Source organism: Enterobacter cloacae complex sp. Mu1197 (assembly GCF_040059225.1).
GTDB classification, from domain to species: Bacteria; Pseudomonadota; Gammaproteobacteria; order Enterobacterales; family Enterobacteriaceae; genus Enterobacter; species Enterobacter quasiroggenkampii.
The window spans coordinates 2,945,109-2,958,122 of sequence record NZ_CP157375.1; the positions used below are offsets into that span (position 1 = coordinate 2,945,109).

Here is a 13,014-nt window from a genome sequence, read left to right on the forward strand (position 1 = left end):
ATTGAGGAGTGGAAATGTATAAGACCTCTGGTGTTCAATCCTATCAGCAGATAGGAGTCGAAAGCGCAGTGATGAATGCCAGTCCACACCAGCTGATTGTCATGTTGTTCGACGGGGCGCATAGCGCCCTTGTTCGCGCGCGTTTGTTCCTGGAAGCCGGACAAATTCGTGAGAAAGGCGAAGCGTTATCCAAAGCCATCAACATCATCGATAACGGTTTAAAAGCAGGACTGAACATGGAGGTTGAGAGCGAGTTGTCCGGTAACCTTGCCTCCTTGTACGAATATATGGTTCGACGTTTGTTACTGGCAAATGTCAGTAATGACGTAGACGCAATTGTTGAAGTCGAGGGTTTATTAAACAACATTGCGGATGCGTGGAAGCAAATCGGCCCCAATGCGTCCTCTATTTCAGGATAATTTTGATGAATAATCCCAGCGCAGCGCTTAGCCACTGGCAGGCGTTACATGCTCAGAGCATTGCTATGCTAAATCTCGCACATTCTGGTCAATGGGATGCGCTTATCGAGCAGGAAATGCATTACGTACAACTGGTGGAAAGGATTTCTCAAACGCCCATCATGTCATGCCCTCCGGCTCAGGTTGAGCAAGCGCGTGCGCTGCTGGAAATGATCCTTGAAAATGAAAATGCGCTTAAGGCGCTGCTGAAAGTCCGCATGGACGAACTGCGCAGTCTGATCGATCAAACCGGCAAACAGCAATCCATCACGTCTACCTATGGAAAGCTGTCAGGGAATATTCTTTATCCAGAAAGTTTTACCCGCGACACACAACTATGATTTCTTCATCCATACTCCAGAAGTCTGCCAATGGCTTCTGGAGCAAGGATGATGAAAAACCCCACCCTGTTACAATGTTTTCACTGGTACTACCCTGCTGGCGGTGAATTGTGGCGAGAGGTCACGGCGTTAGCACCCAATCTTAACGAAATCGGCATTAACATGATCTGGCTACCGCCCGCCTATAAAGGCGCGTCAGGCGGGTATTCTGTCGGCTATGACTCCTATGACCTGTTCGATCTGGGCGAGTTTGACCAGAAAGGCAGTATCGCCACCAAATACGGTGACAAAGCGCAGCTGCTGGAGGCCATCGACGCCCTCAAGCGCAACGACATTGCCGTGCTGCTGGACGTGGTGGTCAACCACAAAATGGGTGCCGATGAAAAAGAGCCTGTGCGCGTTCAGCGCGTGAACGAGCAGGATCGCACGCAAATCGATGATGAGGTCATCGAGTGTGAAGCCTGGACCCGCTATACCTTCCCTGCCCGCGCCGGGCAATATTCCCAGTTCATCTGGGACTACAAATGCTTCAGCGGCGTCGACCACATTGAAAACCCCGATGAAGACGGCATCTTTAAAATCGTCAACGACTACACCGGCGAAGGCTGGAACGATCAGGTTGATGATGAGATGGGTAATTTCGACTATCTGATGGGCGAAAATATCGACTTTCGCAATCACGCCGTCACCGAGGAGATCAAATACTGGGCCCGCTGGGTCATGGAACAAACGGGCTGCGACGGTTTTCGTCTGGACGCCGTCAAGCATATTCCCGCCTGGTTCTACAAAGAGTGGATTGAGCACGTCCAGGAAGTGGCCGACCAGCCGCTGTTTATCGTGGCGGAATACTGGTCCCACGAGGTGGATAAGCTTCAGGCCTATATTAACCAGGTCGAAGGCAAAACCATGCTGTTTGATGCCCCCCTGCAGATGAAATTCCACGAGGCGTCACGTCAGGGTCGGGATTACGACATGAGCCAAATCTTCACCGGCACGCTGGTGGAAGCCGATCCGTTTCATGCGGTGACTCTCGTCGCGAACCATGACACCCAGCCTTTGCAGGCGCTGGAAGCCCCGGTCGAAGCCTGGTTTAAACCGCTGGCGTATGCGCTGATCCTGCTGCGGGAAAATGGCGTGCCGAGCGTCTTTTATCCGGACCTTTTTGGTGCAAGCTATGACGATACGGGTGGAGACGGAGAAACATACCATATTGATATGCCTGTGATTGAGCAGCTCCACGAGCTGATCCTCGCGCGTCAGCGTTTTGCCCACGGCGTGCAGACGCTGTTTTTTGACCATCCTAACTGCATCGCCTTCAGCCGCAGCGGTACGGAAGACGATCCCGGCTGCGTGGTGGTGATGTCGAACGGCGACGACGGAGAGAAGGTAATTTGCCTGGGGGAAAACTACGGCAACAAAACGTGGCGTGATTTTCTCGGCAATCGCGAAGAAACGGTCACCACGGCGGCAGATGGCGAAGGAACGTTTACCTGCAAAGGCGGAAGCGTCAGCGTGTGGGTGATTGAGGATGCGTTGTAGAAACAATGCCGGGTGGCGCTGACGCTTACCCGGCCTACGGGACGGTACTTTTGTAGGCCGGGTGAGGCGAAGCCGCCACCCGGCAACAAACGGCTACGGTAGTTTACTCGCCAGCGGATTCTTGCTCAGGTAATCGGCACACTCAACCGTTGGGCGATCGACCTTCTGCAACTCCAGCCCGTCGTACTCAAGCGTCGAGCCATCGCGCTCCAGCGGATAGATATCCAGCTTACGCGTCACGTTGTAATAACTGTCTGAACGCAGCATGATTTTACCCGGCACGGCAATCACGCGCTGCCACTGACGGCAGTCCAGCGTATCGCCCTCTTCCGTCACCACCAGCGTGGCAATCGCTTCAGGGCTGACCATGTTGCTCTGCGGCCCTTTCGACTGCCAGTATCCCGCCAGATGCGCCGGGACAGGATGCTTAATCACGTCGTTATAATTATCGACCTGAACGCACCCGGTCAGTGCCAGCAGCGCGCCAGCAATTGCTATTTTTTTCATCATCTTTCCTGCATTCGAAGAAAAAAATATTGTGGCATTAAAGCGCTGCGGCTGCCAGCGAAGATCGACAGGTCTTAGACCTGCATGCCCATCACTTCCTGATAGGCCGACACCAGCTTGTTACGCACCTGGATCCCCATCTGCAGGGAAACCGAGGCTTTTTGCAAATCGGTCATCACATCATTTAGCGCCACGCCCGGCTCGCCGAGGGTGAACTTCTCAGCCTGAGTGCGCGCTGCGGTCTGGGTATCACTGATACGGTCAAGAGCGGCATGCAGTTGCCCTGCAAAGCTGATGCTCGGCTGCTGATCTGCAACATTCTGGTTACGGGCCGACATCGCCGTTGCCTGCAACTGACTGATTACCCCTTCAATGCCCTGTATAGCCATGACTCTCCCCTGGATGGTTTTTTACGCGGTCAAGACTAACAGCTTGTCAATAAGATAATGGCGGTAAATAGCATAAAAAAACCAGGTTATTTGACGCATAGAAAATCACGAATCATCAAATAATGGCAGGGCCATCAATATGGAACTTTTGTCGTGTTTGCCGACCCGGGAGTCAGTTTTGTTTCTCTACACGAATAACGTAAACCACCAGGATTTAAGAGGTGCGCAATGAGTGCAACAGCATCGACAGCGCCGCAGAATAAATCACTCGAGTGGATGAACCGCCTTCGCGCGAATCCTAAAATCCCGTTGATCGTGGCAGGCGCTGCCGCAATTGCGATCCTTGTAGCGATGGTCCTGTGGGCGAAAAGCCCTGATTACCGGACGCTCTACAGTAACCTTTCCGATCAGGATGGCGGCGCCATCGTCACCCAGCTGACCCAGATGAACATCCCTTATCGATTTGCCGATAATGGCGGTGCGCTGGAGGTCCCGGCAGATAAGGTGCACGAACTGCGTCTGCGCCTGGCCCAGCAGGGGCTGCCAAAAGGCGGCGCGGTAGGCTTTGAGCTGCTGGATCAGGAAAAATTCGGTATCAGCCAGTTCAGCGAGCAGGTGAACTACCAGCGTGCGCTGGAAGGTGAACTGGCCCGCACCATTGAAACATTAGGCCCGGTGAAGAGCGCCCGCGTGCACCTGGCGATGCCTAAACCTTCCTTATTTGTCCGCGAACAGAAATCGCCTTCGGCTTCCGTGACCGTGAACCTTGAGCCTGGCCGCGCGCTGGACGAAGGGCAAATCAGCGCGGTGACGCATCTCGTCTCCAGCGCCGTGGCCGGTCTGCCGCCGGGTAACGTGACGCTGGTTGACCAGAGCGGTCACCTGCTGACGCAATCCAACACCGCCGGTCGCGATCTGAATGACGCGCAGCTGAAATATGCCGCCGATGTTGAAAGCCGTCTCCAGCGTCGTATCGAAGCGATCCTCGGCCCGGTAGTGGGCAACAGCAACGTGCACGCGCAGGTCACCGCGCAGATCGACTTCTCGAATAAAGAACAAACCGAAGAGCAGTACAGCCCGAACGGCGATGCGGCTCAGGCGGTCATGCGTTCGCGTCAAATCAACTCCAGCGAGCAGGTTGGCGGTGCCTACCCGGGCGGCGTGCCGGGCGCGCTGTCTAACCAGCCTGCCCCGGCAAACGCGGCGCCGATCTCTACGCCGCCGGCCAATCAGCAGAACGGTCAGCAAAATAATCAGCAGACCACCTCTACGGCGAATAACAGCGGCCCACGAAACACCAGCCGTAACGAAACCACGAACTACGAAGTGGATAGAACGATTCGTCACACTAAACTGAACGTGGGCGATATTCAGCGTCTCTCCGTTGCGGTAGTGGTGAACTACAAAACGCTGGCGGATGGCAAACCGTTGCCGTTGACCGCCGAGCAGATGAAGCAGATTGAAAACCTGACCCGCGAAGCGATGGGTTACTCCGAGAAGCGCGGCGATACCCTCAACGTGGTGAACTCACCGTTCAACTCGGTTGAAGAGACCGGCGGTGAACTGCCGTTCTGGCAACAGCAGGCGTTTATCGACCAGTTGATGTCCGCAGGACGCTGGCTGCTGGTGCTGATTGTCGCGTGGCTGCTGTGGCGTAAGGGCGTTCGTCCACAGCTCCAGCGCCGTGCTGAAGCTGAAAAAGCGGCTCGCGAGCAGATGAATGCGCGTCAGGAAACGGAAGAAGCGGTTGAAGTTCGCCTCAGTAAAGATGAACAGATGCAGCAGCGCCGTGCTAACCAGCGCATGGGTGCCGAGGTGATGAGCCAGCGCATTCGCGAAATGTCAGATAACGATCCGCGCGTCGTGGCGCTGGTCATCCGCCAGTGGATGGGTAACGAACATGAGTAATACGCTTACGGGCACCGATAAAAGCGTCATCCTGCTGATGACCATTGGCGAAGATCGCGCAGCAGAGGTGTTTAAACACCTCTCCCAGCGAGAGGTACAGATTCTCAGTGCGGCGATGGCCAACGTGCGTCAAATCTCCAATAAACAGCTGACCGAAGTGCTGTCGGAGTTTGAGCAGGAAGCCGAACAGTTTGCCGCGCTGAACGTCAACGCCAACGACTACCTGCGCTCCGTGCTGGTCAAGGCGCTGGGCGAAGAGCGTGCCGCCAGCCTGCTGGAAGATATTCTGGAAACGCGCGATACCGCCAGCGGTATCGAAACGCTCAACTTTATGGAACCGCAGAGTGCCGCCGACCTTATTCGCGACGAGCACCCGCAGATTATCGCCACCATCCTTGTCCACCTCAAACGTGGTCAGGCGGCCGATATTCTGGCGCTGTTCGAAGAGCGCCTTCGTCACGATGTGATGCTGCGTATCGCCACCTTCGGCGGCGTCCAGCCTGCCGCGCTGGCGGAGCTGACCGAGGTGCTGAACAACCTGCTCGACGGCCAGAACCTCAAGCGCAGCAAAATGGGCGGCGTGAGAACGGCGGCGGAAATCATCAACCTGATGAAAACGCAGCAGGAAGAGGCCGTCATTACGGCGGTTCGCGAATTCGACGGCGAGCTGGCACAGAAAATCATCGACGAGATGTTCCTGTTCGAAAACCTCGTCGAAGTGGACGACCGCAGCATCCAGCGCCTGCTCCAGGAAGTGGATTCCGAGTCGCTGCTTATCGCCCTCAAAGGCGCCGAGCAGCCGCTGCGCGAGAAGTTCCTGCGCAACATGTCTCAGCGTGCGGCCGATATCCTGCGCGACGACCTTGCCAACCGCGGCCCGGTTCGTCTGTCTCAGGTGGAAAACGAACAGAAAGCTATTCTGCTTATTGTTCGTCGTCTGGCGGAAACCGGCGAGATGGTGATTGGCAGCGGAGACGACACCTATGTCTAATGAGCTGCCGTGGAAGCGTTGGACGCCGGACGATTTGGCCCCTCCCCTCTCCGAGTTCACGCCAGCCGTGATCCCGACCGAGGAGCTTGACCCGGACGTCGAACAGCCTGAGCTAAGCGAAGAAGAGCAGCAAGCACAGATGCTGGCTCAGCTGCAAATGCAGGCGCACGAGCAGGGCTACAATGCCGGTCTGAACGAAGGCCGGCAGAAAGGCCACGAGCTGGGGTATCAGGAAGGCCTGTCAAAAGGGTTAGAGCACGGTATCGATCAGGCGCGCCAGCAGCAGGCGCCGATCCATGCCCGCATGCAGCAGCTGGTCAGCGAGTTTCAGCACACGCTGGACGCGCTGGACAGCGTGATTGCCTCGCGACTGATGCAGATGGCGCTGGAAGCCGCGCGTCAGGTAATCGGCCAGACGCCCGTGGTGGATAACACGGCGCTGATCAAACAAATTCAGGGCCTGCTGCAGCAGGAGCCGCTGTTCAGCGGTAAGCCGCAGCTGCGCGTCCATCCGGACGACCTGCAGCGCGTGGAAGAGAGCCTGGGCGCGACGCTAAACCTGCACGGCTGGCGTTTGCGCGGCGATCCGTCGTTACATCACGGCGGCTGCAAAGTCTCAGCCGATGAAGGCGATCTGGATGCCAGCGTCGCCACCCGCTGGCAGGAACTGTGCCGCCTGGCGGCACCGGGAGTCGTCTGATGACCGCACGCCTCACCCGCTGGCTCACCACGCTCGACAATTTTGAGACGAAGATGGCGCAACTGCCCTCTGTTCGTCGTTATGGGCGACTGACGCGCGCCACCGGTCTGGTACTGGAGGCCACCGGCCTGCAGCTGCCGCTGGGCGCGACCTGCGTGATCGAGCGTCAGGACGGTCTGGAAACGCGTGAAGTTGAGAGCGAAGTGGTCGGGTTCAACGGCCAGCGCCTGTTCCTGATGCCGCTTGAAGAGGTGGAAGGCATTCTGCCCGGCGCGCGCGTGTATGCCAAAAACACCTCTGGCGATGGGCTGCAAAGCGGGAAACAGCTGCCGCTTGGTCCTGCCCTGCTGGGTCGCGTGCTGGACGGCAGCGGGAAGCCGCTCGACGGGCTGCCCTCGCCGGACACCACCGAAACCGGCGCATTAATCACCCAGCCGTTTAACCCCCTGCAGCGAACCCCTATCGAGCATGTGCTCGATACCGGCGTACGCCCGATTAACGCCCTGCTGACCGTGGGACGCGGACAACGTATGGGCCTGTTCGCCGGGTCAGGCGTGGGTAAATCCGTTCTGCTCGGCATGATGGCGCGCTATACCCAGGCGGACGTTATCGTTGTGGGCCTGATCGGCGAACGTGGTCGCGAAGTTAAAGATTTCATTGAAAACATTCTGGGTGCGGAAGGCCGTGCCCGCTCGGTGGTCATTGCCGCACCGGCGGACGTGTCGCCGTTACTGCGTATGCAGGGGGCAGCGTATGCCACCCGCATCGCCGAAGATTTTCGTGACCGCGGCAAGCACGTGCTGCTGATCATGGATTCGCTGACCCGCTACGCGATGGCACAGCGTGAAATTGCGCTGGCTATCGGTGAGCCACCGGCGACCAAAGGCTACCCACCTTCGGTCTTCGCCAAACTCCCTGCCCTGGTGGAACGTGCGGGGAACGGCATCAGCGGCGGCGGCTCCATCACCGCGTTCTATACGGTGCTGACCGAAGGCGATGACCAGCAGGATCCGATTGCCGACTCCGCGCGCGCGATCCTTGACGGCCATATTGTGCTGTCGCGTCGTCTCGCCGAAGCCGGACACTATCCGGCAATTGATATTGAAGCCTCTATCAGCCGCGCAATGACGGCGCTGATAACCGAGAAGCACTACGCCCGCGTGCGTAACTTTAAACAACTCCTCTCCAGCTTCCAGCGCAACCGCGATCTGGTCAGCGTGGGGGCGTATGCCAAAGGCAGCGACCCGATGCTCGACAAAGCGATTACCTTGTGGCCGCAGCTGGAGGCATTTTTGCAACAAGGCATTTTTGAACGTGCCAACTGGGAAGATTCAATTCAGGCACTGGAGCTGATTTTCCCGCAGGTGTAACACAGGTGGAGGGCGAAGGTCATGGCGCAAAACAGCGCGTTATCAACGCTGAAAGATCTGGCTGAAAAAGAAGTTGATGATGCCGCATTGCAGCTTGGCGCAATGCGACGCGGGTGCCAGCAGGCTGAAGAACAGTTGAAGATGTTAATCGACTATCAGCATGAATATCGCACCAACCTCAATACCGATATGACACAGGGCATTGGAAGCCAGCGCTGGATTAACTATCAGCAGTTTATCCAGACGCTGGAGAAGGCGATAGATCAGCATCGCCAGCAGCTTCACCAGTGGACCCAGAAAGTCGATACCGCGCTGAATTTCTGGCGCGAGAAGAAACAGCGACTGCAGGCCTGGCAGACCTTACAGGACCGACAGATTGCGGCAACGACCCTGGCGGAAAACCGTCTGGATCAGAAAAAAATGGATGAGTTTGCCCAGCGCGCATCAATGAGGAAACCGGAATGATCACACTGCAACAACTGCTGATGAGCGACAGCGACCTGTCAGGCGGTACGCAGACGGGGAAAGGCACCGACGGTGCACAGGACTTTCTCGCGCTGCTCGCGGGCGCCCTGTCGGACGCGACGGGCAAGGGCAAAGATGCACCACTGACCCTGGCTGACCTGAAAGCCGCCGGCAGCAAGCTGTCCCACGTTGCTCAGGACGCCAAAGGGGATACCACCCTTCAGGCCAAAATTGCCGACCTGCTCTCGCGCCAAACCGCGCTGAATGGCGATGAAACGGCGCCCGTCACCTCGCTTGATACGCTGGTTTCCGGACTGGTGCCGCTGTCTAAAGGTGACGCACTGAAGACGATCAATGCCGCGAACAGCAAAGATGACGGTAAAAGCGAGCTGAGCGAAGAGGAGCTGGCCGGATTGAGCGCCCTGATGGCGATGCTGCCGCACCAGCAAACTACCGCCTCTCGCGTAGCTGGCAGTGACGGCGTTTCCGCCACCGCAACGCTGAGTACAGCGGCGCTTGCGCAAAACGGCGCGGGCCAACCGTCCCTGAACGCGCTTCCGGGAAGCCATGATAAAGCGCAGAGTGCTGCGCCTTATCAGAGCCAGGCGAAAAACAGCGACCCGGCCCTGTCGGGCAACGCGCCGGCCACGCCGGTCGTGGCCGCAACCGCAGAGAAGCAGGAGCTCGCCAGCGCCTCCTCTTCATCATCGCCGACAGCTACCCTGGCACCAATTATGTCCAGCCATGCAACCAGTCAGACGGCCGCCACCGTTGCTCCCGCGCCGGTGTTAAGCCAGCCTCTGGGCACGCATGAATGGCAGCAGTCCCTGAGCCAGCACATCACCCTGTTCACCAAACAGGGCCAGCAGACGGCCGAGCTGCGTCTGCACCCGGAAGATCTGGGTCAGGTACAAATTTCGCTTAAGCTGGATGATAACCAGGCGCAGTTGCAGATGGTCTCTGCGCACAGCCATGTCCGTGCGGCGCTGGAAGCCGCGCTGCCGGTACTGCGAACCTCGCTGGCAGAAAACGGCATTCAGCTTGCGCAGAGCAGCGTCAGCAGCGAGAGCTTTGCCGGACAGCAGCAGTCCTCATCCCAGCAGCAGCACCAGGCTTCGCGTTCCGGCAACACCGGCGGTTTTAATGAAGAGAGCGATGAACTACTGCCCGTTCCTGCCGCCCTGCAATCCGCCGCGCGCGGTAACAGTGCCGTAGACATCTTCGCCTAAACGCCAGAGGTAGCGTGATTATCCCCGTCTTTTCCACGCTTTGACGACAGCAGGACACGGGATAATCACCTTATTAAGCTGTACCGAAACAGGAAGCTCGTATCAGATGACTGACTCCGCTATCACCAAAAAAAGTAAGCGTTCCATCTGGATCCCGCTGCTGGTGTTGATCACGCTCGCCGCCTGCGCTACCGCGGGCTATAGTTACTGGCGTATGCAGCAGGAACCTTCGACCGCTGCGGCCAAAGCCGAACCTGCACCGCCACCGGCGCCGGTATTTTTCCCTCTGGACACCTTCACCGTGAATCTCGGTGACGCGGATCGTGTGCTGTACGTCGGTATTACGCTGCGCCTGAAGGATGAAGCCACGCGCGCGCGTCTGAATGATTATCTTCCGGAGGTGCGTAGCCGCCTTCTGCTGCTGTTCTCTCGTCAGGACGCTTCGGCGCTGGCCACCGATGTGGGTAAGCAAAAACTGGTCGACGCCATTAAACAAACGCTGGCGACCCCGCTGGTAAACGGCCAACCTAAGCAGGAAGTCACTGACGTTCTGTATACAGCCTTCATTCTGCGGTAACGACATGGGCGACAGTATTCTTTCTCAGGCAGAAATCGATGCGCTGCTCAACGGCGACAGCGATAAAAGTGATGATCCGCAACCGGGTATCGGCGGCGATAGCGATATTCGTCCCTATGACCCGAATACCCAGCGTCGCGTGGTACGTGAACGTCTGCAGGCGCTGGAGATCATTAACGAACGTTTTGCACGTCAGTTCCGTATGGGGCTGTTTAACCTGCTGCGTCGTAGCCCGGATATCACGGTCGGTGCGATCCGCATTCAGCCGTATCATGAGTTTGCCCGCAACCTGCCGGTGCCAACCAACCTTAACCTGATTCATCTGAAGCCGCTGCGCGGCACCGGTCTGGTGGTGTTTTCCCCAAGCCTGGTGTTCATAGCGGTGGATAACCTGTTCGGCGGCGACGGGCGTTTCCCGACCAAAGTAGAAGGTCGCGAATTCACCCACACCGAACAGCGCGTCATTAACCGCATGCTGAAGCTGGCGCTGGAGTCCTACAGCGACGCGTGGAAAGCGATTAACCCGCTGGAAGTGGAGTACGTCCGTTCTGAGATGCAGGTGAAATTTACCAATATCACCACCTCCCCGAACGATATCGTCGTGAACACCCCGTTCCACGTGGAGATCGGTAACCTGACCGGCGAGTTCAACATCTGCCTGCCGTTCAGCATGATCGAACCGCTGCGCGAGCTGCTGGTTAACCCGCCGCTGGAGAACTCCCGCAACGAAGACCAGAACTGGCGTGAAAACCTGGTCCGCCAGGTCCAGCATTCGCAGCTTGAGCTGGTGGCGAGCTTCGCCGATATCCCGCTGCGGTTATCTCAGATCCTGAAATTACAACCCGGTGATGTTTTGCCGATAGAAAAACCCGACCGCATTATTGCCCATGTGGATGGTGTCCCCGTGCTGACAAGCCAGTACGGCACGATTAACGGTCAGTATGCGTTACGCGTTGAGCACTTGATCAACCCGATTTTGAATTCGCTGAATGAGGAACAGCCCAAATGAGTGACATGAACAATCCGTCCGATGAAAACAGCGGAGCACTGGACGATCTGTGGGCTGACGCGTTAAACGAGCAAAAAGCGACCCCGGCCAAAAGCGCAGCGGATGCCGTATTCCAGCAGCTCGGCGGCGGTGATGTCAGCGGCACGCTGCAGGACATCGACCTGATTATGGATATCCCGGTTAAGCTGACCGTTGAACTGGGACGCACACGTATGACCATTAAAGAGCTGCTGCGCCTGACGCAGGGTTCCGTGGTGGCCCTTGACGGCCTGGCCGGTGAGCCGCTGGATATTCTGATCAACGGCTATCTGATTGCTCAGGGTGAAGTGGTGGTGGTAGCCGATAAATACGGCGTACGTATCACCGACATCATTACCCCGTCTGAACGTATGCGTCGTCTGAGCCGTTAAGCATGAAAACCCAGGCAACACTATCGCAACCTTCTGCCGTTCCCGGCTCACCTCTGCTCCAGGTGAGCGGGGCGTTGTTCGGTATTATTGCCTTTATTCTTATCGCCGCCTGGCTGGCGAAGCGCTTTGGCCTGGCGGGGAAAACCGCCGGCGCCCGCGGGCTGAAGGTCAGCGCCAGCACCACCCTGGGACCACGTGAACGCGTGGTCATCGTCGAGGTGGACGATGCGCGTCTGGTTCTGGGCGTCACGGCGTCAAGCATCAGCGTATTACATAAGCTGCCGCCCGCCCCTGCTGTGGTGGACGAGCGTGCAGAGGCCCCTGCGGATTTCCAGTCCGTGATGAAGAGTTTGCTTAAGCGTTCCGGGAGATCCTGATGCGCCGTTTGTTATCCCTGACGCTTGCGGGCGTTGGCCTGTTTGCTCCCGCGGTCTATGCGCAACTGCCCGGTCTGGTGTCAACCCCTCTCGCAGGCGGCGGCCAAAGCTGGTCGCTTCCGGTTCAGACGCTGGTGTTCATCACCTCGCTGACGTTTATTCCGGCTATCCTGCTGATGATGACCAGCTTCACCCGTATCATCATCGTTTTTGGTCTGCTGCGAAACGCGCTCGGCACCCCTTCCGCTCCGCCAAACCAGGTTCTGCTCGGACTGGCGCTGTTTTTGACCTTTTTCATTATGTCGCCGGTGATCGATAAGATTTACACCGACGCCTATCAGCCGTTCAGCGAAGATAAAATCTCCATGCAGGAAGCGCTGGATAAAGGCGCGCAGCCGCTGCGGGAATTTATGCTGCGCCAGACGCGCGAAGCGGATTTGGCCCTCTTTGCCCGCCTGTCCAACACCGGCGAGCTGCAGGGACCAGAAGCGGTACCCATGCGTATTCTGCTGCCCGCCTATGTGACCAGCGAGCTGAAAACAGCGTTCCAGATCGGCTTTACCATCTTTATTCCGTTCCTGATTATCGACCTGGTGATCGCCAGCGTCCTGATGGCGCTCGGGATGATGATGGTGCCGCCCGCGACCATCGCCCTGCCCTTTAAGATCATGCTTTTTGTACTGGTCGACGGCTGGCAGCTTTTGGTCAGCTCGCTGGCGCAGAGTTTCTACAGTTAAGGAACGG

Annotated in this window: 16 protein-coding genes; 14 read left to right on the plus strand and 2 right to left on the minus strand. The window is 57.5% G+C overall.

Features of this window, described 5'->3' with window-relative positions:
* The first annotated feature begins 14 nt into the window (after window positions 1-14).
* From fliS to amyA, 3 genes are read left to right on the plus strand one after another with little or no spacing between them, the layout of a single operon-like run.
* Entirely contained in the window at window positions 15-419 is a 405-nt protein-coding gene (fliS, locus tag ABFV38_RS13915) for a flagellar export chaperone FliS (RefSeq protein WP_196351795.1), read from the plus strand.
* Window positions 420-424: 5 nt separating this feature from the next.
* Window positions 425-799 (plus strand): flagella biosynthesis regulatory protein FliT, encoded by a 375-nt coding sequence (gene fliT / locus ABFV38_RS13920; protein WP_045908165.1) that lies wholly within the window; start codon window positions 425-427, stop codon window positions 797-799.
* Window positions 800-850: 51 nt separating this feature from the next.
* Complete coding sequence (amyA, locus tag ABFV38_RS13925; RefSeq protein WP_262778455.1) at window positions 851-2,338, plus strand: alpha-amylase; 1,488 nt, start codon at window positions 851-853, stop codon at window positions 2,336-2,338.
* Window positions 2,339-2,431: 93 nt separating this feature from the next.
* Here amyA and yedD read toward each other — a convergent pair whose 3' ends face one another.
* The gene (yedD, locus tag ABFV38_RS13930; RefSeq protein ID WP_048029396.1) at window positions 2,432-2,845 is read right to left on the minus strand and encodes a lipoprotein YedD; all 414 of its coding nucleotides are present in this window, start codon (window positions 2,843-2,845) and stop codon (window positions 2,432-2,434) included.
* A 74-nt stretch (window positions 2,846-2,919) separates the two neighbouring features.
* Window positions 2,920-3,234, minus strand: a complete 315-nt coding sequence (gene fliE, locus ABFV38_RS13935) for a flagellar hook-basal body complex protein FliE (RefSeq protein WP_348957431.1) — start codon at window positions 3,232-3,234, stop codon at window positions 2,920-2,922.
* A 228-nt stretch (window positions 3,235-3,462) separates the two neighbouring features.
* Between fliE and fliF the strand changes: the two genes are divergently transcribed.
* From fliF to fliP, 11 genes are all read left to right on the plus strand, one after another.
* Window positions 3,463-5,142: a flagellar basal-body MS-ring/collar protein FliF gene (gene fliF / locus ABFV38_RS13940; protein WP_048029395.1), complete on the plus strand. Its 1,680-nt coding sequence runs from the start codon at window positions 3,463-3,465 to the stop codon at window positions 5,140-5,142.
* Window positions 5,135-6,133, plus strand: coding sequence for a flagellar motor switch protein FliG (fliG, locus tag ABFV38_RS13945; RefSeq protein ID WP_008500327.1), 999 nt, complete (start codon window positions 5,135-5,137; stop codon window positions 6,131-6,133). Before fliF ends, fliG begins: the two co-directional genes overlap by 8 nt.
* Window positions 6,126-6,833 carry a flagellar assembly protein FliH gene (gene fliH / locus ABFV38_RS13950; protein ID WP_045908162.1) on the plus strand — a complete coding sequence of 236 codons (708 nt, stop codon included), beginning with the start codon at window positions 6,126-6,128 and terminating at the stop codon, window positions 6,831-6,833. Before fliG ends, fliH begins: the two co-directional genes overlap by 8 nt.
* Window positions 6,833-8,203, plus strand: coding sequence for a flagellar protein export ATPase FliI (gene fliI / locus ABFV38_RS13955; protein WP_045908161.1), 1,371 nt, complete (start codon window positions 6,833-6,835; stop codon window positions 8,201-8,203). The genes fliH and fliI overlap by 1 nt, the downstream gene beginning before the upstream one ends.
* Before the next feature lie 21 nt (window positions 8,204-8,224).
* Entirely contained in the window at window positions 8,225-8,668 is a 444-nt protein-coding gene (gene fliJ / locus ABFV38_RS13960; protein ID WP_021241386.1) for a flagellar export protein FliJ, read from the plus strand.
* Window positions 8,665-9,897 carry a flagellar hook length control protein FliK gene (gene fliK / locus ABFV38_RS13965; RefSeq protein ID WP_262766028.1) on the plus strand — a complete coding sequence of 411 codons (1,233 nt, stop codon included), beginning with the start codon at window positions 8,665-8,667 and terminating at the stop codon, window positions 9,895-9,897. Before fliJ ends, fliK begins: the two co-directional genes overlap by 4 nt.
* Before the next feature lie 106 nt (window positions 9,898-10,003).
* On the plus strand, window positions 10,004-10,474 hold the full coding sequence (gene fliL, locus ABFV38_RS13970; protein ID WP_021241388.1) for a flagellar basal body-associated protein FliL: 471 nt from the start codon (window positions 10,004-10,006) through the stop codon (window positions 10,472-10,474).
* Between the two features lie 4 nt (window positions 10,475-10,478).
* Entirely contained in the window at window positions 10,479-11,483 is a 1,005-nt protein-coding gene (gene fliM, locus ABFV38_RS13975) for a flagellar motor switch protein FliM (RefSeq protein ID WP_008500320.1), read from the plus strand.
* A complete protein-coding gene (fliN, locus tag ABFV38_RS13980; RefSeq protein WP_008500318.1) occupies window positions 11,480-11,893 on the plus strand; it encodes a flagellar motor switch protein FliN in 414 nt (137 codons plus the stop codon). Before fliM ends, fliN begins: the two co-directional genes overlap by 4 nt.
* Window positions 11,894-11,895: 2 nt before the next feature.
* Window positions 11,896-12,270, plus strand: a complete 375-nt coding sequence (gene fliO / locus ABFV38_RS13985) for a flagellar biosynthetic protein FliO (protein ID WP_348957432.1) — start codon at window positions 11,896-11,898, stop codon at window positions 12,268-12,270.
* Window positions 12,270-13,007, plus strand: coding sequence for a flagellar type III secretion system pore protein FliP (gene fliP, locus ABFV38_RS13990; protein WP_008500316.1), 738 nt, complete (start codon window positions 12,270-12,272; stop codon window positions 13,005-13,007). The genes fliO and fliP overlap by 1 nt, the downstream gene beginning before the upstream one ends.
* The last annotated feature ends 7 nt before the right edge of the window (window positions 13,008-13,014 follow it).